The sequence below is a fragment of the Streptomyces sp. SID13666 genome (genome assembly GCF_010548325.1).
Classification (GTDB): Bacteria; Actinomycetota; Actinomycetes; order Streptomycetales; family Streptomycetaceae; genus Actinacidiphila; species Actinacidiphila fildesensis.
The window spans coordinates 238,856-259,830 of sequence record NZ_JAAGLX010000005.1; the positions used below are offsets into that span (position 1 = coordinate 238,856).

Below are 20,975 nucleotides of genomic sequence, written 5' to 3' on the forward strand. Positions count from 1 at the left end.
CGGGCCGGCCACGGACATGAAGCGCGGGAGAGGACTGCACGATGAGCACGCAGCTGTACGACGAGATCGGTGAGGCGTTCGAGGGCTTCAAAACCCTGCCGCTGGCGCAGTACGGGGAGGTGCCCAGCTTTCTGGCGATGGTCGGGGACGTGCGCGGAAGGTCGGTCCTCGACCTGGCGTCCGGGACCGGCTTCTACAGCAGGGAATTCAAGCGGCGTGGCGCCGCAGAGGTGTTGGGAGTGGACATCTCCGGTGAGATGGTGGCCGCAGCGCAGGCGCTGGAGGACGGCGAACCGCTGGGCGTGCGCTACGAGGTGGGCGATGTGGCCGAGCTGCGCGCCTTCGAACAGCGCTTCGACATCGCGGTTGCGGTCCAGTTGTTCAACTACGCCGAGGACGTCGCCACGATCGAGCGGATGTGTCGCAACATCCACCGCAGCCTGATGGACGGGGCCGAGTTCTTCGTCTTCATGCAGAGCCCCGAGTTCCGTTTCGACGGGCCGCCCCTGGACAGGTACGGGTTCCGCTGCGAATCGGCCGGCGAGGTATCCGATCTCGGGCCGCGAGTAAGGATCACCGCGTTGCTCGACCCGCCGATCTCGTTTGTCGCCACCCCGCCCCACCGCGAGGTCTACGAGAATTCTCTGCAGGCGGCCGGATTCACCGAGTTGACCTGGGTACCGCTGACGGTTTCCGATGCCGGTGTGGCCAAGTTCGGTGAGGAGTTCTGGTCGGACCTCGCCGGCAATCCTCCGCTGACCATGCTGCGCTGCCGCGCCTGACGGTCGTCCCACCCGGCCCGCGCGGCAGGGCCGTTGCGGCTCATGGGGTCAGCAGGTCGGCGATCTGGTGGGCGCTCCAGTGTCCTGCGGCGCCTGGGCAGGCTTGCAGGTAGGCGGAGATGGCGGGCACGTCCCAGGCTCCGGTCTCCAGGAGTCCGTGGGCCAGGTGGTGCAGGTAGGCGGCGGAGGGTGGCGTCCAGTCGGCTTCGTCGACTGTCCAGGGGGCTGTGAAGGTGAGCAGGGGAAGGCCGTCGAGCGATCCGGGGCATACCAGCGTCTCGTAGCGGCCGTGCCCCAGCGTGGCCACGCCGGAGCGCAGGACCTCGGTGAGGTCGAGGTCTGTTCCCGGTTCGCGGTACATCTCCTGCGCGGCGATGTCGGAGAACTGTCCGGCGGTCACCAGGTGGGCGCGGGCGTACACGTGCCCGGTTGCGTGGGGATCGTAGAAGGCCCGGCCGCCGGACCACACCAGGGACTCGGTGGCGAAGTACAGCGCGCCGGTGAGTTCCACGGGAACGGAGAGCGCCGGCGGCCGGCTGTCCCGGCAGCCGGGGTAGCTGCGGGACGCTCCGGGAGGCTGTCCGCCGCCGAGGTAGGACATCAAGCGGTTCATGTGCATGTTGGAGCCGTAGGAGGCGTACCAGACCTGCGCGGGTGCGGCGTCTTCGGGCCGTACCGGCTGCAGGCGGCGTGCCGTCGTCACATCAACCGCCTCAGGATGCTCAAACGCCAGGTGTCCGGCAGAGCCGGACTCGCGCTACTGCGCCAGCGGGTCCTGCTCGCAAGGGCCCACCCTATTTGGATCCCGGCCGGGTGGCGGTCCCGGAGCGCGGGCCTCACGGGAGCGGTGCTGGGAAGCCGAGCACGTAGTCGGCGAACACCACGCGCTCGGCCAGCTCGCCGGTGCTCGGCGAGGCGCCGGGCTGTTCGACCTCCCGTACGTAGATCCTCAGTTTGTCGCCGGTCGGCGGGATGGCAAGGGGAGGTAGCGGCGTGTTGAGGGTCCCGGTCACCACGGCTCCCGGAGCCCGTACCCACGTCGTCGCACCGACCGCGCCGTCGAGGCTGGTGAGCGCCCCCTGCCCGGACGGGCTCTGTTCCATGAGCACCTGGACGACGTTCGGCTGGGGGCCGGTCGGGCCGGTTCCGTCGAGCTGCACGTGCAGTTCGGTCCCCTGGCGTTGCACGGTCAGAGTCCGGTCCGGCAGGGTGGCGACCACGTCGGTGTCGACGGAGGCGGACGTGTCCAGACCGGGGAGGCTGCTCGGCTGGTGCCTGGCCACGGTGAGCCGGACGAAGGGGGCGTAGGACTCGGTCGGCGGCAGTTCCACGTCGGCGTACCAGCTCTCTCCCGCCTGCCACACTTCATGCAAGGTCGTGCCGGCGACCGACGTGGCCGATTCGGGTGTGCTCCAGATCGGGTCGCGGCCCAGGAGCGTCTGCTGGACGGCCAGGCGCTCCCCCTGGCCGGTGGTGTACCAGGGGCGGGCCAGCTCGACCTGCAACCGCCCGCCCAGCCGGGTCCGTCGGAAGTCGTCCCACTGCGCCGTGCCGGGAGTCTGTGGGCCCGTCTGCCAGTTGAAGGCGGGCCGCAGGCCCAGCACGACCGGTGGGATCGGCCGGGCGGTGCTGGGCACGTCGACGGCCGGCAGTGCGGTCGAGGCCAGGAAGTTCGCGTCGGGCTCGTCATCGGCGAAGTGCTTCCGGAACCGGGACGTTCCGGTGACGGTGTAGATGACCATGCGGTGCTTGGTGTCGCCGAACTCGTGGCGCAGCGGCGGCAGGTCCTCGTCGGTGGGGTGCATGGTGATCGTCTGGACGGCGGCTGTGCCCGGGGTCGGCGCGGGGGCGTCGTCCCACTCATCCCAGGCGGCGGTGAGGTACACCTGGGCGGTGCTCGGCGGGTCGAGTTCGAGCCGCGGAGTGGAGGGCACGAGGGTGGTCCAGGTCTGCCCTGGCTGCCGCACCGCCTGGAGCGTGCCGGTCGGATCGCGCAGCGGCTTGCGCACTGCGTGGACGAGCGCGATCTCCCGGGTGGGTGTGACCATCGGGTGCCGTCCGCCGCTGGCGGCGCTTTCGTTGCCGGGCTCCAGCCACTGGCGGATGGCGAACCTGTCCAGGAAGTCGTCGGGCAGGTAGGAGGAGAGTTCCGCGGTGATCTGCTCGGCCTGGCTCAGGCTGACCGTCGCCACCGCGTCACCGGCGCTCCAGGTGAGCTGTGGCTGTCCGCCCGTGGCCCGTTCGACCAGGGTGAGGGTCTTCGTCTTCCGCATCGGCCAGGGTCCTTGCCAGGGGCGGCGGGCGGTGACCCGGACCGGCAGCGCGAGATGGACCACGACGCCTGCGGAAGCGGGGTCCGTGGGCTGCTGGGCCGCCGCCCAGGTCTGGGCGTCGTCGCCATCGAGCATGCCATGCTGCTCGGCGAGCGCCAGGGTGGTGTTCGGGACGGTCAGGGTGAGTGCGGTGGCGGCGGTCGCGTAGCGCGGGTTGGCGGCGAGGAACTGCTCCGCGCTCATGTCCCGGTCGCTGCGGATGACCAGTTCCATGCCGCTCAGTTCGGGTGGTGGCACCGGTTCGAACCTGGTGTACACCACGAGGGAGCTCATGAAGCGGTCCGCCGCCGGATCGTCGGCCGACAGGCCTCCGCCGGCCAGGTCGGCGACGCGGGCCCGTACTTCGTAGCTGTGGCCGAACCGGAGCTCGGGCAGGGTGCCGGGTTCGAAGTCGAAGGTCCAGTCCAGCGGGCCGGCCGACTGCCGGGCGCGCGGGGAGCCGGGCGGGGGCAGCACCAGGCTCCAGCCGGACCACCGGGCGACGATCTCGTCGGCCTGCAGCTGGTCACCGTTCCCGGTCGCCGCGTACGGCTTGACGTGCCCTTCCTCGATCTCGGGGCCGAGGTCGACGCCACCGGCGCGGTAGGTGGCCACGCGGCGGCAGAGCGGCGCCCACTGACCGTCCTTGGGCCGGATGTCGATGCGGTAGCCGAGGAGCAGCTCGTCGGCGTTGAACGTGGCCAGTGCCATGTCGCTGCCGGGCGCCGCGTGGGATGCCGCGCGCGCGTGCCGGTCGTCGAAGTCCGCCTGCCGGTCGCGGCGGACGAGCATGAGCCCGGTCGAGCGCAGGTGCGGCAGGCTGCTGCGATCGCTGCGGGCCGCCTGGCGAAGTCTGGTCACGGCTCCGTCCACGTCGAAGGTGGTGATCTCCCAGCGGGCGTTGCTCCCGGAACCGGTCAGGTCGGCGGAGCGCAGATCGAGCATGCCGGTGGTGAGGTCCCCGGCGGAGGCGGGGAGGAACAGGTGGCCGTCGAACTCGTAGTTGGTGGCCGGGGAGACCAGCGAGGTCAGGCCGGGCGCGCCGATGCTCACCGTGCCGGTCGGGCCGAGTTCGCCGACCGGCAGCGTCAGCTCGACGATCAAACCGAGTGCGCGGAGCACCGCGGGATGCTCGCGCAGCCGTGCCACCTGCTGGTGGAAGTCCAGCTCTGGGGCGGGCGGCGGCGGTCCCTCCGGTACGCGTGAGGGCGTCTCGTGGTCCCAGGACTCGAGCTGGGTGGCGACGTCGTCCGGGGCCTTGGCCGTTGTCGCGTAGGTGTCGATGACCGCGCCCGCGTCCGCCGACGTCGTTTCCACGGAGGTCCCCTGGAACGTGTGCGGGGCGTACGGCCGGACGGGCAGGCCACCGAGCAGTGCCTGCCAGACCTCGCTCCTGGCCTCGTTGAGGCGGCCCGGCGTGATCGTTTTGACCGTGCCCGCGTTCCGCAGCGTGATCTGGATCGGAATGCCGGGCAGGCGCCTGGGCCAGTCGGCGAGTTCGCTGGCCGTCAGCGGCCCCTTGAGCCGGGGATGGATGGCCAGCCGCAGCACTGCCAGGCCCGCGTTCACCCGGCCACCGGGGAGTGCCGTCCACACCATGGAGTCGCCGCTGGTCATGGCTGCCCCGCCTTCCTGAATGCGCGCCGGTACTCCTGCCAGGCGGCCAGGCCGGTCTCCGCCCCGTCCGCCGGACCCAGGGGAGGGGCCGGGCCCACCATCGGGCTGTGCAATGGTGCGTCGCCGCTGATCCGGTACTCGCCGGTGTCCACGGTCACCGAGTCGGAGTAGAAGGTCAGGTCGATGCTGACCACCAGGGTCGCCCGGCCGATCAGCGCGTTGGTGGCGCGCTGATAGCTGAGGGTGATCACGACCTCCAGCGAGACCGAGATCAGACCGAGGATGTCGACCCCGCCCCCGAAGCGCAGATAGCCGTTGAGCTGGGCATCGCCGCCGACGAGCTCGTACCGGATGCCACCGAGGACGTGTACCTCGGCCTTGGCGATGCCGATGCCGATCGAGGCCGACGCGCCGAACTCCAGCGCGGCCTCGAACCTGGTCAGTTTGTTGTCGGTGATGGCCAGATCGACATAGCCTCCTCCGCCGAAGAGCAGCACGTTCAGCGCGAACGGGTTCGCGCGGCTGGCGAAGGCCAGCTGGACCGTCAGCGGGGCGCCGTCCAGCGGGACGGTGACGCCGAGCCGGAAGAGGATGTTGCGCAGGCTGAACCCGACGGTGGTGACTTCGGGAATGGGCAGCGAGTACCCGACGGAGATCTGTTGGGGCGTCACCGCGATGTCGGGTACGACCGGGCCCAGTTGCACCTTGGCCAGGAGCTCCTTGAGCAGATTCAGCGGGCCGGCGACGTCCAGGGTGACGCCGTGGACCTCCAGCCGGGGCGGCCGGTCGTCCTCCTGGGTGTAGGTCATGGAGCCGATGCCGACGTCCAGCAGCCCGAGTTGGAGCGTGAAGTCGTTGATCACGCAGCTGGTGGTGAGGTGATCCGGCGAGCGGACGACGGTGAGGTTCAGCCTCGTCAAGGGACCGGCCTTGAACGGTGCGAGGTCCTTGAGGACGACGTTCTGCCAGGTCATCCTCGCCGAGTTGGGCGGGATGAGCGTGATCTCCGGTGGCGCGTCCAGGCTCGGGGCGAGGTCCTTGAGCGAGAGACCGAGGATCCGCGCGGTGTCTCCGAACACCCGGGCCGCGCTGAGCTTCCCGGCCGCGTCCTTGAGCAGCCCCGCCTGGGCCACCGGGCCGTACAACCGGGAGATGGCATCAGCGGCGAACGACGGGGTGACCAGAGCGCCCGCCCGTCCCGCGAAGTCGGCGCCGTAGGAGCTGCCGGCCTCGAACAACAGTGGCAGTGGCTCGGCCGCACCGACGTCGAGGAAGTTGTCGTTGAACGTGAGCGGGATCAGCTTGTCGGGATCCCCCAGGAGTGTCCGCAGCGCGGGCAGCGCGGCCGTCAGCCGTTCGATCTGCGGATGGAAGCTCTCGCCGAATGCTGTTCCGACAATGGTCAGCTCGTGCACCTCGTGCACATCGGCCGGTTTCGGGTCGTGTGCCCTGACGAGGTCGATCGGTACTCCGGGCAGCGGCACGGTGGCCCGGTCGTAGGCCGTCCGCAACTGCTCGGCCACGTCGGCATCGGTCAACGAGCGGAACCCCGGCAGATCCGGGGTCGGATCCAGCGTGAAGTCCGCCACGAAGATCAGTGGCAGGTCGAAGGCCACATCACCTGCCGGGCCACGGCCACGGACCGGGAACTGGACCGGCGGCGTGAAGAACAGCCTGAACGACTGTGTCGCCAGCGCCTCGAGCTCGGTGACGTGGGCCTGGGCCGCGTCGATCTGGGGCTGCAGATCGAGGAACTCGACGGCGGGCCCGAAGCCTTCCTGCGCCAGTTCGTTGACATCCCGGACGCGGTGGCCCTGGGCGTCCAGGACCTGGGCCAACCGATCGATCTCGGCCTGGAGTTGCTGGGCCCGTTGGGAGAGTTGGAACACCACCTGATTGGGCAGCGTGGGAATGTTGCGGAGTTCCTGGGAGAGTTCCGAGGCCTGCGCGAACAGATCGGCGAGCTCCGGTGACTCCGGATCCGCGATCTGCAGCTGGTCGATCCGGTTCTGGATGTCGCTGAGCTGGTTGGAGATCTGGTTCGCGGCGTCCCGGTTGACCTGGTCGTCGGCGAGTTGTTGCTGAATGCCGGCCAGCTCTGCCCAGGCGTCGCTCAGCTGGGACACCTCCGGCGTTCCGAGTTCCTCCGGCGGGCGGAACCGGTGACCCTCCACATCCACCTGGGCTGCCAGATCGGCGGACCGCGACCGTAGTCCATCGAGCTCGTCGCGCACCTCGGTGAGCATCGGAACGGGCCGGACGTAGTTCTGCCAGACCGGATCGGGCAGGTCGTCGTACCAGAGCGTGGTCAGCTCGAAGGCGTCGAACGGAAACTTGCGGTGGACCGGGTTGTCGCCGGTCGAGAACCGGACCGGCTCGGTGACGGCCAGCGTTCTTCGCTGCCGGAGCGCGGCCGGCCCGTCGCCGATCCCCCGTTCGGTCAGCACGGTGAGGACCGCCCGGTGCCCGAGCGGGTAGAGCACACCCTCGGTCGCGATGCGCACCCTCTGGTCGCGTCCGACCGCGACGTTCTGCTCCCACTGGAACGTGTCCCAGTCGCCACGCGCGGTCAGTGCCCCGCCGAGTGAGGTCAGTTCCAGACGCTGGACATCGGGGAGCTTTCGCTGGCTCTCCGCCACGATCCGCGCCCGGTCAGGACCGTCCACCGGGGTGAGGAACCCCAGGTTGACGCCCGGCCGGGCATCGGCGGGGCGTACTTGCCCGGCGGACAGGCGAGTACGCCACAGGCCGACGTCCGCGGTGGGGTTCGACCGCAGCGCCTGGGCCGGATGATCGCTGGTCGCGGCGGCCGCAGGCGACAGCAGGAGCCCCCATGGCAGTTCGATCGCGGTCTGCTCCTGGACCTCCGCCGTGCCGAGGGCCTCCAGGAACCCGTCCACCGTCAGGTCGATCATGGTCCCCACGGCCACCCGGTAGACGACCTGGCTGGTTCCCGACAGCTGCGCCCGGGCCAGACCGTTGCCGGTGACCTCCTCGGCCAGGTGCTGCGGCGGGAAGAGAGCCGTCACCAGGGCGGGCTCGGACACCGCTCGGAGGCGCGATCCGTCCAGCTGGAAACCGGACCAGTCGACGCCGAGAACCACGAGATCATCGGGTCGTACGAGCAAGAGCATGGCGGGCCTGCTCTCCGTCAATGAACTGAGAACTGTGCTCGGGAGAGGAACCGGCTGAACGCGGGGGGCTACCGGCACTCGGCCTGGTTCCAGGGTTGCACCGGGATGGACCCTCCGCATGCGCGGATGTGCGATGGACGCAGGAGATGAAGTGGCATGGCCGATCTGTGGTCTTGAGGTGTTGGAGTCACCACCGAGTTGCAGACATGCGGAAGCCGCGTGACGGTGGGACAAGAACTCCGCGCGGTCACGTGCACGCTTGCGGAAGGTGCAACGGAAGCCCTCGAGGCGTGGTGGGGGAGCATCTGCGCGCCATGCCGCGGTTTCCTCGCGACGCTCGAGTTTCTGACCAGGGAGGCGCGATGCCGCACGTCGCGGTCAATCTCATCTACGTGGGCTGGGAGAACTTCACAACCGATGACCTGGCGGTCGTGGACGCGGCCTGCTGGGCGACCCGCCAGGTCTATTGGCAGATCGGGTTCGACATGTCCGGCTTCGACGCCTACTCCATTGGAGTGACCGACGCTCAAGGATATTCGTACATCGACAGCGATTCGGAAGCCCAGTGGCTGACGTCCGAGTGGACCATTCCCGGTAACGCCGTCGACGTCTTCCTGGTGAAGAGCTACGTCGGTCCGACAGCCGGCCTCTCGCCGGTCAAGGGCACGTGCAACAAGTACGAGACCTGGCCGAGCATGACCGGCGCGGTCGTGGAACTGGTCGGGCCCGCCACCAACGGCGTCATGCCGCACGAGATCGGCCATTACCTCGGTCTGGATCACGACGGTGATCCGGCCAACCTGATGTACAGGTCCGTGGATGCCGGGGGCTTCACCAGCGTGCCGCTCCTCACTTTCGGCCAGAGCCTCACGATCGCCCAGCACTGCTTCACCACCCTGCCGTGAGGAGTTGACCGTCATGATGTACCTCGACGTCCCTGCCGAGCGGCTGCAGCGCGACACGATGGCCGCCGCGCTCCGGGGTGCCACCGCGGTGATGACAGCAGGGGAGGCCGTGAGCGTCCTGTCGAATGCCGCAGTCGACGTGCCGGAACGTGATGACCTCCTGGACGAGACCGTGGCCGCGGACGACGTCGCCGACACCGTCCGTGGCGCCGCCCTGCGGGCCCTGGCCAGGACGGCGCCCGACCGCGCTGTCGCGGCGGCTCGCAACGTGCGCGATCCGGGCGAGCAGGTCGCTCTCGCCGCCATCGCGACTCTGGGCCGGCTGGGCGGACCGGCCGACGCGGCAGCAGTCGCGCGGCTCGCCGGCGGCACCGCGGTGACTCCGGTTGTCGTCGCCCGGGCCGACTTCGCCCGGACACTGCTCGCGCACCGCTTCGGGCTGAAGAATCAGGGCGAACCACCGTCGCTCGATCTGGTGGCGGAGCCGGGATCGACGGCGGACGCCTTCGTGTCGAACGCGACCGGCGTGACGGGTGCATCGGCCATTCTCGCGGCCGTGCGCGACTGGGCGCCCGAGGTCTCGGGGGAGACCCACGTCGTTCTGGCCATCGCCTGCCGGGAGCAACTGATCCATCTCGTCCTCCGCCGCGAACTTCTGGATGCCCAGGGCCGCACCGGCCTCCTGGCGGCGCCCGCGGTGCTCGGCTTCGTCGTGAGTCCGAACCCGGAGCACGGCAACCCGGACGTCGCTCTTCTCGTCCTCTCCCAGCCCACGGCAGTCGGCCTTGCGCTGAAGGCGACCCGGACAACCGGCGAACCGGTGTACTCGGGAACCGCGGAGCCCACGGCGAACTCCGCCGACCTGGCCGCGGACCTGTACGCCGTCCGCCGTCCCGGCGCTCCCGCCTGCCACATCCGCGGCCTTGTCTCCGCAACGGGGATCGAGGTCTTCGGCCGCTCCGGACACACCGCCGCGATCCCGCCCCGCGTGCCCGAACGCCGCCCGGAGGGCGACCCGAGCAAGAGGTCGTAGACCGTGCGGAACGGCGCTGACGACTCCTGGCAGAGTGCGTTCGCGCCGCTCACCATCCAGCCGATGAGCACACCGCCTGTCCGGGCTCGAATGGGGCGGAAGGTCGCCTGCTGCGGGAAGGCTGACGGTGGCCCGCAGTCCGCCACTGGGGCTTTGCCCGAGGTGGAGCGTGCCGTGGTGGAGGTGGGCCTGCTGTTCGACGAGGGCTCCGCACCGGCGTCATCGTCCTCACGCTGGTGGCCCAGGGCATGGTGCTGCCCGCAGTGGTCCGCTGGGCCCAGCTCCCGCCCGACACCACCGTCGAGTCCGAACGCCGCTTCGCCGAGATCGCCGCGACCCGGGAAGCACTGGCCGCTCTCGACGGACTCGCCACGACCATCGGTGCCGAGGTCGAGACCGCCGACCGGCTGCGTGAGGAGTACGAACAACACCTGCGCGTCCGAGTAGAGCCCGCTGGGTTCGCCCCCGGCCCGACGACGCAAGACGACGCAAGGAGCACCTGCGGCTTGGTGCCTCCTGCCCCGATCGACCGGCTTCGGCCCCGGCCTCGGTCCACACGGTGAACCTGCGGTGCGCGGTCGCCGGCCGGACACTGGACAACTCCGGCAGCTACCGCGACCGCGCATCAACCCTCACGGGACAGCGTCACGCCGCACCAGTGAACCGCCACGTGAGACACCCGCTAGATCCGGCCGAACTCCTTGTCTGCGAAGAAGGTGGCCTGACTGCTCGGATGTGCGGTGTCGAACGTGCTTCCCGTCAGCCTGCCCTGGAAATCGAAGCGCCCGACGTACCGTCCCGAACCCATCAGGAACGTGAACTCATCGTCAGTTGCCCGGGCGTCCGTGAGGTCGTGGAACCCCGCTTGACCGTGAATGTTCGCCCTTCCGCTGAAGAAGCCGTCGTCGTCCTCCTCGGCGATTTCCATGTGGAGCGTGAAGCCGTTGCTCTGGTTCAGATCCCACTTGTCCCTCACATCCATGGCCATCGCCTGCTCCTCTCCTCGTAGGAAACCCCTCCTTACCAAGGTACGACTCGCCCCAACACGGCGCATTTTCACAGCATTTGTTAATGGTGCAACTACTGACGTTCACTTCACGGTCGCCGCACCCGGGGCCTTCGACACCGCCTCGCGAGAGGCGGGGCCCCTGCCGCAACGGGCGGTTCCGGGCCATGCCATCCGCACTCAGCTCGCGGGGACGCCGCCTTCGGCGCGGGAGGCACTCTCGGTCGCCGCCATGTCCTGCGTGCCGATGACGCCGAGCAGCGCAAGCTGAGCGGCACCCTCGGTACCGGGCGGGGCAGTGAACCACAACAGGCGCTGGCGGCCGTCCTCGCTGAACAGACTGTGGCAGTCCAACTCGATGACGCCCAGCGTGGGGTGCACGATGCGCTTGTGATCGGTGCGGCGCAGGCCGACGTCGTGGGTGTCCCACAGGGCAGCGAATTCCGCGCTGCGCCGCCGCAGTGCGGCCGTCATTCCGGCGACCTCAGGGTCGCGGCTCCGACGGGCGGCGACTGCGTGCAGGTCGGCGACGAAGACCCGTGAGTGGTGCGGATGGTCCTCGGGCGGGTAGACCGCGCGGGCGGCCGGATCGGTGAACCAGCGGTACGCGAAGCCGGTGGCCGGGCCACGCGGTTCCGGAGCCCGGCCCAGCAGGGCCGCGGCCAACTTGTTCTGGACGAGGGTCTCGTGCAAGTCGGTGATGACCTGAGCCGGGGTGGTGGCCAGCCGGTCCAGCAGCCCGAGCAGGGCGGGCTGGACGTGCCGCCCGGTTGCGCCGGGCCCCGATGCGGGCAGCGGGCGGTCGGCGAGATGGAACAGGTGGTCGCGCTGGTCGCCGCCCAGCCGCAGCGCCCGGGCGAGGGCGGCCAGCGTCTGGGACGAGGGCTGGGCGCCGCGTCCGCGCTCCAACTCGGTGTAGTAGTCGGCCGACAGGCCCGCCAGTTGCGCGACTTCCTCGCGCCGCAAGCCCGGCACCCGGCGCCGGGGCCCGGCGGGCAGGCCGACGTCGGCCGGCCGGATCCGATCACGCCGGGACCTGAGGAACGCCGCAAGCTCGGGAAGGTTCACCCGCTCATCGTCGCCTCTCCGGCGGGGTCCGAGCCAGGGGCCGGTGACCCCTGGGTGGGCTCAGCCCTGGCCGGAGCAGGCGACCAGGACGGATGGTTGCCGCATCGGGGTCGGCCTCCTGCTCGTTGTGAGCAGGTCCGGCGCCCCCCGCACGAAAGGAGAGCACCATGCCTTTCGCGAACTTCAAGGTCCCCGCCGGCACCCTCACCGCAGAGCAGAAGGAGCAGATCATCACGCGCACCACCGACCTGTACGCCGAGATCTTCGGCGACCGCGCCCGGGCCACCACCCTCGTACTGGTCGAAGAGGTCGCCGACGCCGGATGGGGCATCGGCGGCGGTGTCCTGACGCTTGCCAAGATCGGGCAGACGCCGCAGGAGTGAAGGCCTGGCGGCCGGTGGTCGTCCGCAGCGCGGCCGCATTCACCCGTCCCGGCCCCGGACCGCGCGGCCCACGGACACGGCTCGGCGAATCCATCTGTACGGGCCTGGTGCCGGAGTATTGGTGTCGGCATGTGTCGCACGCATGATCTATCCTCCTGAGGACCTGGGGAGGGATCTGTGCTGGTGACGCATGGTGTGAGGAGACGGCTGGCCGCGGCCGTTCTGGTGGCCGTCGTGGGATGGTCGTCGACGGGCTGCGCTGGGGGAGGCAGCCGTTCGGAGCCGGCACCCGTCGTGGAGCAGACCATCGCAACGGGGTCGAAGGACTCCGCTGCAGGTCTGAAGTACCTGCCCGAGAAGCTCGGCGCGGACGGCATCACGATCACTGTCGGAGATCCGGGCGCGCCGGTGACGGTGCTCCTTTACGAGGATCCGCGGTGCCCGGTCTGTGAGGAGTTCGAACTCACCGGCGCCGGACCGGCATTGCAGGCCTTGACGGTGCAGCGTGATGTGAAGACCCAGTACGTGCTGGCGTCCTTCCTCGATCAGAGGCTGGGAGGCAGCGGCTCGAAGAAGGCGGTCAATGCGTTGCGGGCGGCGCTGGACGCGGGCAAGTTCGCCGAGTATCACGCCGTGCTTTACCAGAATCAGCCCGAGGAGTCCGTCGACGGCTACACCGACGCGTTTCTCCTGCAACAGGCGACGAAGGTCGCGGGTCTGCGCAGTCCGGCCTTCGACTCGGCCGTCAGGACGATGAAGTACCGTGCCTTCGTCAGCGCCTCCCAAACGGCATATGACGCGGCCACTCCTGACCACCGCGGACCGGGTACGCCCACCGGCGTGATCAACGGAAGGCGGATCCCCGAGGCCTACTCCGGCGTCCTCTTCGAGCCCTCGACGTTCCGCATGTTGATGCGAGCGGTACAGCAGGATCCCGCAGCCTGGCTGACCCTGAAGTAGACGGTGCTTCGTCGCCCGGCGGGCGTGGGGCCGCCCCCAACGAACGCGTCGGCGCGCGCGGACAGGCGCGCATGGGCCGCCTCTTGGGAGGCGGCCCATGCGCGGTTCGGTTTCCGTGCCGCTTCCTTAGCGGACACCGGTCCGGTCGCGTGGAGCGGGCGGTGTGTCAGGTGGTGATGGTGGCGACGGCGTCGAGGCCGTAGGTGCGGGCGTAGCCGTTCTCGGTGCCGACGAGCAGGTCGACGACCTCGAAGTAGCGGTCCCAGAACGGAGTCTCCCGCAGCGCGTCGATGAGGAGCTGGTAGGCGTGGTGATCGTCTGCTTCCCAGACCCAGACATCGGTGACGCGTGCGGAGTAGAACTCGGTGTCGTAGAAGCGTGACCGGACGCCGGTGGTTTTGGCCTCGATCGCGGGGACGACCTGGGTGGTGAAGGCGTCCACCCGCTCCTGGACGGTCAGGGCAAGCCATTCAGGTGTGGTCTTGACGAGCAGGAAAGCGGTCACCGGTGCTTCGGCTTCCTCAGTGGGCATGACGGGTCCTTCCCAAGTGGCAGGGGGTCTCGATGTGATGGCCCGGTTCAGGACAGGACGGCGGGCTTGAGGGTCCGGGCGCACCACTGCTCGAAGGTGGTGGGAGAGGCGGTGTCCGGGGTACGGGTGACGCCGGCGTCGAGGCCGTTGTCCTTGGCCTGCTTCATGTCGACGATGCCCTGGACGAATTCCTCGTTGAGGCCGTAGCCGACGAGGGTGCTGTGCAGCTCGTCGAGCGACTGGCGCTCGTAGCGGACGGGGCGGCCCAGCTGCTCGGTCATGATGCGGGCCAGGTCGTTGGGTGACAGGTCCTGGGGCCCGAGAACCGGGACGTCGGCGACGTCGGTCCAGGAGCGGTCCAGCAGCAGGCGGGCGGCGACGGCGGCGATGTCGGCGACGGTGACGAGGGGGGCCTTGCGGTCGGCGTCCAGGACGTCGGTGAAGACGCCCTTCTCGCGGATCGAGTCGGCCTCCTCCAGGAAGTTCTCGAAGAAGGAGGGGTTGGCCAGGGCCCGGTAGGAGACACCGGTTTTCGCGATGAGGTCGTCCACGGCGAGGGAGACGGTGACGAGTCCGGCGCGGTCGGCGACCGGAGTGCCGCGGCCGAGCGCGGAGACGCCGACGACGTGTCCGACGCCGTGGGCGGCGAGCGCCTCCGCGGCGGGGTCGGTGAAGCCGCAGTAGGCGTCCATCGGGGCCAGGGAGGAGTCCGGGGGGACGAGCCAGAAGACGGCGTCCGCGCCCTCGAAGGCCCGGTCGACGACCTCGGCGTCGCCGTGCGAGCCGATGACCACCTCGACGCGTTCGCGCACCGCGTCAGGGAGCCGGGCGGGGTCGCGCACGATCACCCGCAGTTCCTCGCCGTGGGTGGGGGCGGCCTCCAGCAGCAGGGGCAGCAGGTGGCGGCCGATGTTCCCCGTGGGAGCAGTGATGACGATCATGAAAACCTCGTAGGTCGTGCCGGATCGGTATGCCCTTCATCCTGCTGAGGACCACGGCAATGCCACAATGGGAACTTCGGCACGCAATCATTGCCTGAAATGGAATTACCCTGGTGAACAGCTCTGATCCGGTCATCGACGCCAACCTCGCCGTCGCGCTGGACGCCCTGCTGACCGAGCAGAGCGTCACGCGCGCCGCCGCCCGCCTGCACACCTCCCCGGCGGCCATGAGTCGCACCCTCGCCCGTCTGCGCCGCATCCTCCAAGATCCGCTTCTGGTCCGGGCAGGGCAGACCATGGTCCCCACTCCGCGCGCCCAGGCCCTTCGCGACGAGGCCGCTGTGGTGGTGCGCAGCCTGGAAGCACTGCTCGCCCCCGGCACCGTTGTCGATCCCGCCACCTTGCGCAGCACCTTCACTCTCCAGGCCGCCGACCTGGTCGGTGCGGCGCTGGCCTCCGGCCTGCTGCTACTGGCCCGGCAAGAGGCGCCGGGTATCTCCATGCGTTTCCGGGCCGAGGAGTTGGAGGCTGAGCCGGCCCTCCGCGACGGCCGGATCGACCTGGAGATCGGATCCATCGACCACGTCGATCCCGAAACCCGGGTCGAAGAGCTGGTCACCCTGCGGATGGTGGCCGCCGTCCGGCCCGGTCACCCCCTGACCGAGGGACCCCTGACCCCGGCCCGGCTCGCTGCCGCCGACCATGTCGCGGTCAGCCGACGCGGCCGGTTCACCGGTCCCCTCGACACCGCCCTGGCCGAGCACGACCTGCGCCGGCGGGTGGCTGTTGTCCTCCCCAGCCATCTGGCCGCGATGGCCCTTGCCGCCCGCAGCGACGTCGTCTGCCTGGTCCCCGCAGCGCTCCCCGGAGCGCCCCCCTCACCCCTCGCCGCCGACGCCACCGCCCTCGGCCTGCACCTGCTCGATATCCCCCTGCCTCTGCCGCCACTGACCATCGGCATGGCCTGGCATCCCCGCCAGGCAGCCGACGGAGCCCACCACTGGCTCCGCGACGCCGTCCGCCGGACTCTTCGCGCACCAGGAGGTTCGACCGCCTGACGTCTGCGACGGTCGGCGTCAAAGGCACTCGGGGGTCAGCCAAGTCCGCTCGTAGTTCACCCCGTTCACCGTGACCCGGCCAAAGAAGTGGACGCACTTCGTCGCCGCGCCGTACACGTCGATGAAGCCGGCGTAGTCGTTGTAGGTGCCCGAGTCGTACCAGGACGCCTGCCAGTCCCCGCGGCGAACGACGATCTCCATGTGATGCGCACCGGGGATTCCCTCGCCGGCCCGCGCGCAGTAGGTGCCGCCCTTGTAGGTGCCGTGGTACCAGATCTGCAGGTACCCGAGTTCCGTGGTGCCGTTGCGCAGGGTCACGTTCTTCCACGTTTGGCCCGGGCAGGAGTTGAACGGTCCGCCGTAGCCGGGCGGAGCGTCTGCCGGATCGGTCGTCGACGCGGCCGGCGCCTGCAGCAGGCTCGCGATCATCACGAGAATCCCCAGCACGAACGCCCTTCGCCTCGACGTCGGCCCTTTCAGAATCTTCATCTCGTTTCCCCGGTTCCGCTCGCACAGGTCGTCATGCCGGGCACAGGTCCCGACGATGACAGTCGGCGACCACCCGGACAAGGCGCGCGGCGCAGTTGGCAAAAACCCGCTTGCAACAACAGTTCGGATCGGTGAGTCGCCAACGTTGGCCGAGCCGGCACCGTGATGGCGTGGTGGGGACCGTGTGAACTCGGCCCCGCGCAGCACGGCGTGACACCATCCGTGTGCGGCACTGCCGCGTGTTCGCCTTGTTCGTCGCCGGTTACGGCCAGTCGTGCGGGACTGCGATGCCGCTCGGCGCGGGGACGATCCGGCGTCGCCCCTTGGCCCGGGCGATCACCGTGCCGATCAGCCCGGCCAGCGCGATGATCAGCCCGGCACCGAAGGACACCTCGTAAGGCATCAGCGCTCCGGCGCCGGTCGTCGTCCGGGCGGACACGGCGGAGGCGGGGACGGTTCCCTGCTCCATGTCGAGGTGGAAACGGGAGTCGAGGGAGTCGACGCGATTGTCGCCGAGCAGGAAGAGCCGCCCGGGAGGGACGATCACGTCGTAGTCGCGGAGCAGCCCGTTGGTCACCCCGTTGAGGACGTAGGGCTCGTCGAGCGGCTTGCCGTTCACCGTCACCTTGCCCTGCACGGCGCAGGTGACCCGGTCCCCGCCGACACCGATCACTCGCTTGATGACGGATCCGGAAAATTTCCACTGCGGAATGTCGATCACGACCACGTCACCGCGTCGCACCTGGTTGCCTTCGATCCTTTCTGCGACGATTTTGTTGTCGTGTTCAAAGGTCGGCCGCATCGCGTCGCTCGGCTGGGAGAGCAACTGGATGTTCATTCGGAACGCGACGATGTCGCTCAACACCAGCAGCACCCCGGCCGCCAGTACGGCACACGAGACGATGAGAGCTTTCCGATTCACTCTGCGAACGGGCACCGGCCACGGTGAACCCGCCGGATTCTCCATGTCGAACCTTCCCCCACACTCCCGATGGCCCCCGCTGATCGGACGGCACGGGAGCATCGTAGAGAGGGCTCCGCACCATGCGGAGCGGGGCCCCCGGAACGAGGAGAAGCTGGTTGGGCGTCGGCCGCCGAACGTCGGCCCGGTAGTGGCCTGAACGTCGCTGAGCAGGTTCACCGGTCGACCGTCCGGGGGAGTGGTCCGGCGTCTGGCGTCGGCTCCGCGCCTTGACGAAGAGAATGATTAGCGACCATACTACTTTGCATGGCACAGGAACCGAGGCCCGAGGAAATCCCCACGCTGGATCAGGCCCGTTACCAGATCCAGCGTTACGGCCTCGACGTCGACCCCCAGGCGGTGCTCGTCGCGGTGCGCCTGATGGCGGCCGGGGCCCGGCTCGGCCAGGCGGTCGAGGTGCACTTCTCCCGGTTCGGCCTGTCTGCCGGACGCTACCGTCTGCTGGCCGACCTGGAGGACGCGGACGGCGAGAAGTCCCCCTCGCAACTTGCGGCGAGCCTCGGCGTGTCCAGGGCGACCGTGACGGGCCTGCTCGACGGCCTGGAGCGGGACGGGCTGGTGCTGCGTCGCCCGTCCGCCGAGGACGGCCGTTCCGCCGTCGTCGTGCTCACCGCCCGGGGGGCGCGCAAGATGCGGGAGTTGGCCCCGGAGCACTTCGGTCGGCTCCAGGCGATGGTGGACCCGCTCAGCGCCGAGGAGCGGACGGTCTTCCTGGACCTGCTGGGCCGTCTCGTCCGGGGTATTCCGGCGCTGACGCAGGACTAGCCGCCGGGGCTCGCGGCCCCCTTGTGTCCTTTGTTCACCACCCCTGTGGGCTGGGCTTTCTCTGCCCATATAGTTAGGAGACTAATCAAATGCTTGATGAACCGGGCGGCTCCGGGCCGCCCCGCTTCACCCTGTGGCGAGAGGTACTGGTGGCCTACCTGGCACCAGCGTTGATGGCCGGCGCGGGAGGCGTCGCGAGCGCCCAACCGGACCTGACCATCGCCGCCTGCACCTCCATAGCGGGCACCTCGGCGGTGGTGGCCACGCTGATCGGCTCGTGGCTGCAGCGCCGCCGTGCCCGGGGCGGGTGGCTCACCGCGGCGCCGCGTATCGTCCCGACACTCGCGCTCGCCATCGGGGCCGCAGCTGTCGGAGCCCTGGTCGCCTGTCTGGTCACCGGCTGGACGCCGGGCGGGACCACAGAGCTCCACGGGTCGTGGCCCGACCGCCTCCGACTGGACCTACCGCTCTCCTCGGCCCTCGCCGCCGGGATCATCACCTGGCGCTGGCGCGGAGCACACACCATACGAAGGGCACAGCGATGATCGTCATCATGGGAGCCACCGGGGCAACCGGCAGCGCACTCCTCCAACGCCTGGTCGCCCTCGGGGTGCCGAGCCGGGCACTGAGCCGCGACCCCGACCGGCTGTGGGCCGGTCTCGACGAAGCGGCCCGGACACTCGTCGAGGTCCGAGCAGCCGACGCCCAGGACCCGAAGTCGCTGCGGAGCGCCTTCCACGGCGCCGACCAGCTGTTCATCAGCATGGTCAACAGCCCGGCACAGGTGGCTCTGGAAACCCGCGCCATCACCGTCGCCGCCGACAGCGGCATCCGGCACATCGTCAAGCTTTCCGCCCCGGCGGCCGCCCCGGACTCCCCGGTCGCCATCTCCCGCTGGCACCACAGCATCGAGGAGGTCCTGCGTGACACCGGCCTGACCCACACCCTGCTGCGCCCCTACGCCTTCATGCAGAAACTGCTGACCCTGGCGCCAGCGATCGTGGCTCGAGACGTCGTCCTCGGCGCGTTGGGGGACGCCGCCTGCAACTACGTCGACTGCCGCGACATCGGCGACGTCGCCGCCGAGGCTTTCCTGCGACCCCAGATCGCCGGGCAGACCTACACCCTCACCGGGCGGCGGACCTTCAGCCAGCCCGAGTTGGCCGAGCTGCTGAGTTTGGTGCTCGGACGCCGGATCCAGTACGTCGACCTGCCGCCCGCGGCCCTGCGGCAGAACCTGGTCGAGCACGGCGGCCTGCCCGACTGGCTGGCCTCCCACATCGTGGAGATCCAGCAACTGGCCGTGACCCGGCCGGAACAGCCCACGGACACTGTCTCCCGGATCCTGGGCCGCGAACCCCGCACTCTGGAGGCCTTCCTGAGCGAGAACATCCAGCACTTCCGCCCAGGCAGTCTCGCCGACCGTCGCTGACCCGGCCGGTGGTGCACGGTTCCGGGCCGGGCGCACGGCGCCCGGCCCGGGACCCGTTCGCGGATCGATGGAAGCAGCTGAACCGGTGGAAGCGGCTGGTGCAGCCGAAGCGGACGGCACCGGCTGCGGCACCGAGGTGCTGCTGCGGGCTCCCGGCCGGTGAAACAGCCGTCGGGCCCCAGGGTGCCGAAGATCCAGATATCTGAGGCTGGGGCGTGCCGGCCCGTGATCCCATCACACACGCGAGTCGCGGTGGCCGCCCGGCCAGTTGGACCAGCTTGGCTCTGCGCGTTGCACCACGTCGGGACCTGCATTTCGTCGGTTTGCCCTACCTGGGCGGCGATTGCAATGTACTGAGCACCGCATGGCCTCCCGCAGGATGAAGACGCGATTCGGCCACTTCCTCGTCCTCTCAGGATTCGCCTGACGAATCATCTCGGCAGGTGAATCCTGACGGAATGACGGAAGCTCCCAAGGGCATCGAACCGCCGGAGCCATCCTCCGACCCGAAGCTGGTGCCTCCCGTGACCCCGATCGAGGAGACGGATGTCGTGCACGTCGACGCCCCGGCCGCAGCAGGCACCCGGTGACGCGACCGGAAGGGTTGGCCGCGCCGTGCGCGCTGGGACAGGTCTTCGCTGTGAGGCACGGTCAGAGCACCGCTAACGTGGCGTTCGCCGAGGCCGCCCGCACCGGATCGATCGATTTACCGCTGGCCGGTACCGACGCCGCAGTGCCGCTGTCTGTCGGGGGAGTGCGGCAGGCCCAGGCGCTGGGCCAGTGGCTGGCCGCTCTCCCTCCGGGTCACCGTCCGGGCCGCGTCGTCTGCTCGACCTACTTGCGAGCCCGGCAGACCTGGTCGGTCATGGCAGAGACCGCAGCAGCGCTTGGGCACGTGCCGCCGCCGCTGCTGGTCGACGAGCGGCTGCGGGACCGGGAGATGGGCATCTTCGAACTGCACACTCCGGAGGTGATCCTGGACCGGGCGCCGCAGGAGGCCGAGCGCCGCGCCCAGGTCGGTGAATGGGCCTACCGGCCGCCGGGCGGCGAGTCGCTTGCCGACGTCGCGCTCCGCGTCCGTGATCTGTTCGCCGAACTCAACGCTGCGGCGGTCGGGCAGCGGGTGCTGCTCGTCGCTCACGACGCCGTCGTCGTGGCCCTGCGCTACGTGATTGCCGGCATCGGCGCGGCCCGGCCGGACGGGACAACCCTGGTGCCGAACGCATCGGTGTCCACATGGACCGGCGACGGCACCCGGCTGCACCTGGCCCGGTTCGGCGACACGACCCATCTGAACCACCTGGAAGTACCGGCATGACCACGCAGACAAGAGGAGGTGTTCCGTTCGACCCGTGCGCCACCCACTCGGTGTCGAGCTGGGAGGGCGATGGGCCCTACTGGAACCAGCAGACCGGTAGCCATGCCACCGCGACGTTCTACGACCAGAGCGGCAACTTGCCGATGAGCGCTTCCATCAGCGCCAATGCTATCGAGGAGCTGGTCCGGCAGTGGGACGAACGCCAGCGTGCGTGAGTCCAGCCGCCCGAAGCAGTCCCATATTGCTGGGCGGTGTTGC

At 69.6% G+C, this 20,975-nt stretch carries 22 protein-coding genes; 13 read left to right on the forward strand and 9 right to left on the reverse strand.

Going from position 1 to position 20,975, the window contains the following annotated elements; translation table 11 throughout:
- The first annotated feature begins 41 nt into the window (after positions 1–41).
- Positions 42–782 carry a class I SAM-dependent methyltransferase gene (locus tag G3I60_RS11670; protein ID WP_138351919.1) on the forward strand — a complete coding sequence of 247 codons (741 nt, stop codon included), beginning with the start codon at positions 42–44 and terminating at the stop codon, positions 780–782.
- Positions 783–822: 40 nt separating this feature from the next.
- Here G3I60_RS11670 and G3I60_RS11675 read toward each other — a convergent pair whose 3' ends face one another.
- The 3 genes from G3I60_RS11675 to G3I60_RS11685 form a co-directional block, all read right to left on the reverse strand.
- Complete coding sequence (locus G3I60_RS11675; protein WP_239069752.1) at positions 823–1,401, reverse strand: histone deacetylase; 579 nt, start codon at positions 1,399–1,401, stop codon at positions 823–825.
- Positions 1,402–1,618: 217 nt separating this feature from the next.
- Complete coding sequence (locus G3I60_RS11680; protein ID WP_164293245.1) at positions 1,619–4,711, reverse strand: hypothetical protein; 3,093 nt, start codon at positions 4,709–4,711, stop codon at positions 1,619–1,621.
- Positions 4,708–7,845: a hypothetical protein gene (locus G3I60_RS11685; RefSeq protein WP_164607081.1), complete on the reverse strand. Its 3,138-nt coding sequence runs from the start codon at positions 7,843–7,845 to the stop codon at positions 4,708–4,710. The genes G3I60_RS11680 and G3I60_RS11685 overlap by 4 nt, the downstream gene beginning before the upstream one ends.
- Positions 7,846–8,207: 362 nt before the next feature.
- Here G3I60_RS11685 and G3I60_RS11690 point away from each other — a divergent pair, with 362 nt between their 5' ends.
- The 3 genes from G3I60_RS11690 to G3I60_RS11700 all read left to right on the forward strand — a co-directional run bounded on the left by G3I60_RS11690 (position 8,208) and on the right by G3I60_RS11700 (position 10,346).
- Complete coding sequence (locus tag G3I60_RS11690) at positions 8,208–8,750, forward strand: matrixin family metalloprotease (RefSeq protein ID WP_164293248.1); 543 nt, start codon at positions 8,208–8,210, stop codon at positions 8,748–8,750.
- Positions 8,751–8,763: 13 nt separating this feature from the next.
- Positions 8,764–9,783 (forward strand): hypothetical protein, encoded by a 1,020-nt coding sequence (locus tag G3I60_RS11695; protein WP_164293249.1) that lies wholly within the window; start codon positions 8,764–8,766, stop codon positions 9,781–9,783.
- A 236-nt stretch (positions 9,784–10,019) separates the two neighbouring features.
- Positions 10,020–10,346: a hypothetical protein gene (locus tag G3I60_RS11700; RefSeq protein ID WP_164607083.1), complete on the forward strand. Its 327-nt coding sequence runs from the start codon at positions 10,020–10,022 to the stop codon at positions 10,344–10,346.
- A gap of 119 nt (positions 10,347–10,465) precedes the next feature.
- Here G3I60_RS11700 and G3I60_RS11705 read toward each other — a convergent pair whose 3' ends face one another.
- On the reverse strand, positions 10,466–10,771 hold the full coding sequence (locus tag G3I60_RS11705) for a hypothetical protein (protein ID WP_164293251.1): 306 nt from the start codon (positions 10,769–10,771) through the stop codon (positions 10,466–10,468).
- A 198-nt stretch (positions 10,772–10,969) separates the two neighbouring features.
- Positions 10,970–11,857 (reverse strand): helix-turn-helix transcriptional regulator, encoded by an 888-nt coding sequence (locus tag G3I60_RS11710; RefSeq protein WP_164293252.1) that lies wholly within the window; start codon positions 11,855–11,857, stop codon positions 10,970–10,972.
- Between the two features lie 167 nt (positions 11,858–12,024).
- Between G3I60_RS11710 and G3I60_RS11715 the strand changes: the two genes are divergently transcribed.
- Both G3I60_RS11715 and G3I60_RS11720 read left to right on the forward strand, forming a co-directional pair.
- The gene (locus tag G3I60_RS11715; RefSeq protein ID WP_164293253.1) at positions 12,025–12,240 is read left to right on the forward strand and encodes a 4-oxalocrotonate tautomerase family protein; all 216 of its coding nucleotides are present in this window, start codon (positions 12,025–12,027) and stop codon (positions 12,238–12,240) included.
- 294 nt (positions 12,241–12,534) lie between these two features.
- Positions 12,535–13,200, forward strand: coding sequence for a thioredoxin domain-containing protein (locus tag G3I60_RS11720; protein WP_343240884.1), 666 nt, complete (start codon positions 12,535–12,537; stop codon positions 13,198–13,200).
- A gap of 166 nt (positions 13,201–13,366) precedes the next feature.
- Here the strand turns inward: G3I60_RS11720 and G3I60_RS11725 are convergent, their stop codons facing one another.
- Together G3I60_RS11725 and G3I60_RS11730 are read right to left on the reverse strand one after the other, a co-directional pair.
- Complete coding sequence (locus tag G3I60_RS11725; protein ID WP_164293254.1) at positions 13,367–13,732, reverse strand: darcynin family protein; 366 nt, start codon at positions 13,730–13,732, stop codon at positions 13,367–13,369.
- 47 nt (positions 13,733–13,779) lie between these two features.
- Complete coding sequence (locus G3I60_RS11730) at positions 13,780–14,673, reverse strand: NAD(P)H-binding protein (protein ID WP_164607085.1); 894 nt, start codon at positions 14,671–14,673, stop codon at positions 13,780–13,782.
- Between the two features lie 113 nt (positions 14,674–14,786).
- Here G3I60_RS11730 and G3I60_RS11735 point away from each other — a divergent pair, with 113 nt between their 5' ends.
- Positions 14,787–15,731, forward strand: coding sequence for a LysR family transcriptional regulator (locus tag G3I60_RS11735; protein WP_343241935.1), 945 nt, complete (start codon positions 14,787–14,789; stop codon positions 15,729–15,731).
- An 18-nt stretch (positions 15,732–15,749) separates the two neighbouring features.
- Here the strand turns inward: G3I60_RS11735 and G3I60_RS11740 are convergent, their stop codons facing one another.
- Both G3I60_RS11740 and lepB read right to left on the reverse strand, forming a co-directional pair.
- Positions 15,750–16,220 (reverse strand): hypothetical protein, encoded by a 471-nt coding sequence (locus G3I60_RS11740; RefSeq protein ID WP_164607087.1) that lies wholly within the window; start codon positions 16,218–16,220, stop codon positions 15,750–15,752.
- Positions 16,221–16,482: 262 nt separating this feature from the next.
- Positions 16,483–17,142 carry a signal peptidase I gene (gene lepB / locus G3I60_RS11745; protein ID WP_343240886.1) on the reverse strand — a complete coding sequence of 220 codons (660 nt, stop codon included), beginning with the start codon at positions 17,140–17,142 and terminating at the stop codon, positions 16,483–16,485.
- Positions 17,143–17,448: 306 nt separating this feature from the next.
- On the opposite strand from lepB, the gene G3I60_RS11750 reads away from it, so the two are divergent.
- From G3I60_RS11750 to G3I60_RS11770, 6 genes are all read left to right on the forward strand, one after another.
- The gene (locus G3I60_RS11750; RefSeq protein ID WP_164293257.1) at positions 17,449–17,967 is read left to right on the forward strand and encodes a MarR family winged helix-turn-helix transcriptional regulator; all 519 of its coding nucleotides are present in this window, start codon (positions 17,449–17,451) and stop codon (positions 17,965–17,967) included.
- 89 nt (positions 17,968–18,056) lie between these two features.
- Positions 18,057–18,512, forward strand: a complete 456-nt coding sequence (locus tag G3I60_RS11755) for a hypothetical protein (RefSeq protein WP_164293258.1) — start codon at positions 18,057–18,059, stop codon at positions 18,510–18,512.
- 8 nt (positions 18,513–18,520) lie between these two features.
- Positions 18,521–19,399 carry an NmrA family NAD(P)-binding protein gene (locus G3I60_RS11760; RefSeq protein ID WP_343240889.1) on the forward strand — a complete coding sequence of 293 codons (879 nt, stop codon included), beginning with the start codon at positions 18,521–18,523 and terminating at the stop codon, positions 19,397–19,399.
- A gap of 458 nt (positions 19,400–19,857) precedes the next feature.
- Positions 19,858–19,989, forward strand: a complete 132-nt coding sequence (locus G3I60_RS46350) for a hypothetical protein (RefSeq protein ID WP_274599417.1) — start codon at positions 19,858–19,860, stop codon at positions 19,987–19,989.
- A gap of 50 nt (positions 19,990–20,039) precedes the next feature.
- Positions 20,040–20,717 (forward strand): histidine phosphatase family protein, encoded by a 678-nt coding sequence (locus tag G3I60_RS11765; protein WP_343240890.1) that lies wholly within the window; start codon positions 20,040–20,042, stop codon positions 20,715–20,717.
- Complete coding sequence (locus G3I60_RS11770; protein WP_164293260.1) at positions 20,714–20,932, forward strand: hypothetical protein; 219 nt, start codon at positions 20,714–20,716, stop codon at positions 20,930–20,932. The genes G3I60_RS11765 and G3I60_RS11770 overlap by 4 nt, the downstream gene beginning before the upstream one ends.
- Positions 20,933–20,975 lie beyond the last annotated feature (43 nt).

Excerpts from the sequence above, each read along its gene's own strand:
- G3I60_RS11670 (WP_138351919.1), top strand. The coding sequence starts at position 42 with ATGAGCACGCAGCTGTACGACGAGATCGGTGAGGCGTTCGAGGGCTTC.
- G3I60_RS11675 (WP_239069752.1), bottom strand. The coding sequence starts at position 1,401 with ATGCACATGAACCGCTTGATGTCCTACCTCGGCGGCGGACAGCCTCCC.
- G3I60_RS11680 (WP_164293245.1), bottom strand. The coding sequence starts at position 4,711 with ATGACCAGCGGCGACTCCATGGTGTGGACGGCACTCCCCGGTGGCCGG.
- G3I60_RS11685 (WP_164607081.1), bottom strand. The coding sequence starts at position 7,845 with ATGCTCTTGCTCGTACGACCCGATGATCTCGTGGTTCTCGGCGTCGAC.
- G3I60_RS11690 (WP_164293248.1), top strand. The coding sequence starts at position 8,208 with ATGCCGCACGTCGCGGTCAATCTCATCTACGTGGGCTGGGAGAACTTC.
- G3I60_RS11695 (WP_164293249.1), top strand. The coding sequence starts at position 8,764 with ATGATGTACCTCGACGTCCCTGCCGAGCGGCTGCAGCGCGACACGATG.
- G3I60_RS11705 (WP_164293251.1), bottom strand. The coding sequence starts at position 10,771 with ATGGCCATGGATGTGAGGGACAAGTGGGATCTGAACCAGAGCAACGGC.
- G3I60_RS11715 (WP_164293253.1), top strand. The coding sequence starts at position 12,025 with ATGCCTTTCGCGAACTTCAAGGTCCCCGCCGGCACCCTCACCGCAGAG.
- G3I60_RS11725 (WP_164293254.1), bottom strand. The coding sequence starts at position 13,732 with ATGCCCACTGAGGAAGCCGAAGCACCGGTGACCGCTTTCCTGCTCGTC.
- G3I60_RS11730 (WP_164607085.1), bottom strand. The coding sequence starts at position 14,673 with ATGATCGTCATCACTGCTCCCACGGGGAACATCGGCCGCCACCTGCTG.
- G3I60_RS11740 (WP_164607087.1), bottom strand. The coding sequence starts at position 16,220 with ATGAAGATTCTGAAAGGGCCGACGTCGAGGCGAAGGGCGTTCGTGCTG.
- G3I60_RS11750 (WP_164293257.1), top strand. The coding sequence starts at position 17,449 with ATGGCACAGGAACCGAGGCCCGAGGAAATCCCCACGCTGGATCAGGCC.
- G3I60_RS11755 (WP_164293258.1), top strand. The coding sequence starts at position 18,057 with ATGCTTGATGAACCGGGCGGCTCCGGGCCGCCCCGCTTCACCCTGTGG.
- G3I60_RS11760 (WP_343240889.1), top strand. The coding sequence starts at position 18,521 with ATGGGAGCCACCGGGGCAACCGGCAGCGCACTCCTCCAACGCCTGGTC.
- G3I60_RS46350 (WP_274599417.1), top strand. The coding sequence starts at position 19,858 with ATGACGGAAGCTCCCAAGGGCATCGAACCGCCGGAGCCATCCTCCGAC.
- G3I60_RS11770 (WP_164293260.1), top strand. The coding sequence starts at position 20,714 with ATGACCACGCAGACAAGAGGAGGTGTTCCGTTCGACCCGTGCGCCACC.